1 protein-coding gene is annotated in these 2,489 nt (G+C 64.2%); it reads right to left on the minus strand.

The window, feature by feature from the left end:
* Positions 1 to 2,297: penicillin acylase family protein (locus tag A3730_RS19890; protein WP_063538757.1), on the minus strand; the 2,297-nt coding region annotated here is incomplete at its 3' end.
* Between the last annotated feature and the right edge of the window lie 192 nt (positions 2,298 to 2,489).

A 2,489-nucleotide genomic window follows, 5' to 3' on the forward strand; every position in this document is an offset into this window, starting at 1 on the left:
GGGTTACTGGCCTGGGGGTGGGCCTGTTGGGGCAGGAAGCCGTTCCAGTCGTACTGGCCGTTACCCCAGCTGGGCAGCTCCGGGTGAATGCCGTTGGCACGCTGCGGATAGTCGCCGGAATGGAAATAGGCGATGTCGCGGTCGTCGATGTAGAACCAGTTGAAGCTGCCGGTGGTGTTGTAGAAAACGTCGTAGAAGCTTTGTACGTCATGGACATCGTTGCGGCTGGCTTGCAGGAACGGCAGGGCCGTATCCAGCTCGGCAAAGTAGGTGCTGCGCTGGCGAGTCACTGCCACGGGCAGGCCGGACACGGTGGCGAAGCCAATCACCGGGCCGTACTCCTCGGTGCGGATCACGCGGCGTCGGACGGCTTCGTTTTGACCGACCGCTTGCGGGTCGGTGGAGGAGGCCAGGTTCCAGCGGGCCACCCATTCTTCGTCGATCACGTCGAAGGGTTTGCACTGGCCGTTAACCTGGTAGCCGCCTTCACCGTGGGCGGGAGCCTCGGCCGGTGAGCAGCGCTGTACCACGCGCACGTCGGTGAGGTCGGAGCTGCCGGAGGTGGCACTCCAGGCGAAGTCCGGGCCGCGGCCGATGACCACGTAGGGCAGGCCGGTGAAGGTCATGCCACGGGTGTTGATATCGCCACCATGGATAGACATTTCCAGCAGCAGTTGCGGTACGAAGTAACTGGTCTGGGGGCCGAACACGGCCAGCGGCTGGCCACTGGCGGAATGCTCGGCATTGAGCAACAGCGCATTGGACATGGTGCTCGGGAAGCCATCACGCAGGCCGTTAAGGCCGGTTTCGATGCCGGCAATGCGTTGCATGACCTGTTCGCGCTGGTGGTCACTAAGGCGGGCGTTGTCTTGCCCGCTGGCGCCTAGCTGCCGGGTCAGTGTGGCCCAGTGTCGGGCCAGGTTGGCGCCATCATCGTCGAGAAATGACAGGGACAGGATGCCGCCGAGCAGGTCGCCCACGGTATCCAGCAAGCCGCCGACCACGCCGGTGCCGGGTAGGGCGGGCACATTGCCCAGGGCTTCGGGGCACTGAGGTTGGCCGGGTCGGCCACAGGGTTCATGGGTCAGTGGTTGGTGGGCCTGGAAAGAGCCGGCGTCGAACATGACGGCACCGGGGAACTGGCCAGCCAGCTCGCCGCTCAGCGGGCACAGGTCGGGCAGGGTTGGCGGTGACTGGGTGGCAAAAGAGCGGGTGGTGGTCACCGAGGATTCCTCATCCAGGCCGTTGCGCAAGTCTTTCCACAGGGCACAGGCGGTTTCCGCGCTGCCGGTCTGTTCTTCCAGCGCTTGCAGCAGCAGCACGTTCTTGTGCTCGTTGCCGCCGCCGCCGGCGAAGATGCCCTGAATCAGGGTGGCGATGGCGACCACGTCTTCAATCACGAAGGGTTCCAGCTGCACGCCCAGCGCCACGTATTCCACCGGCACCTGCAACAGGCCGCCACGGGCATCGCTCACGTACTGGTTGAGGCCGGCCACATAGTTGGTGGCATCCTCGAACACCTGGGCGCCGTCGTCACCGAAACGGGCGATGGTCTTGGCGATCATGGTGGTGCGGTCTTCTTCCCGGTAGGGGGCGTCCACCGCAATGTCCTGGTCGAAGGAGAAATCCGCCGGACCCAGGAAGCGGGACAGTTCACCCCGGCCGGCCCGGCGCAGTACGTCGAGCAGGAACAGGCGGTCGGCGGCGGTGACATAGCCGACGCCAAATAAGGCATCGCGGCGGGAGTCGCCGTAAATGTGCGGCACCCCAAAGTTATCCCGTTTGATGTCCACCTGGTAACCGGCGGTGTCCAGGGTCAGCTCACTTTCCCAGTTACCGGCGTCGGGGGCCAGCAAGGGGGCCGCTTTGAAATAGTCGGTTAGCTGATCATCGGTGATCCCGGGTTCGCTACGCACCAGCGCGTCGTAGAGGCCCAGCTGATCATCGAAGTGCGGCTCCTTGGTGAGCGCGGGGACCAGGCCGGTTTCCGCCACCAGGTCATCCAGCAGGGTGCCGACCAGGTCGCCCAGACCGGGGATGTCGGCGGTCAGGCTGCTGAGCCCGCCGATATCATCCTGACCGGGGGGCAGGATGTTGAGCACGGTGCCGTAATCCGCATAGGGGGCAGAGACGGTGGAGGGACGATCCGCCGGCGGTGCGGGCGGCGTTTCCGGTTCCGTGGGCAGGTTGGGTGTGGGGGTGTTGGCGGCCGGGGCGGGGCTACTGGAGCCGCCTCCCCCGCAGGCACTGATCAGGCTGGCGGCAAGCAGCGCGGTAATGACAACTCCGGGTTTCATGGTGCTCTCCTCGGGACTTTATTGTTTTAAGTGCGATGGTCATGTGCGCGACACTTTTCGCACGGTAGTCCCAAGATTGGCATTCCCGTGGGTATGAGGGGGAGAGGCGGCAACAAAACAGAAAGAAAAGCCTACTTAACGCAGCATGCTGCACGTTTCATGCAACATGACGGGGAGGAGCAAGTTTCAAGT

It is taken from the genome of Alcanivorax sp. HI0044 (assembly GCF_001634945.1).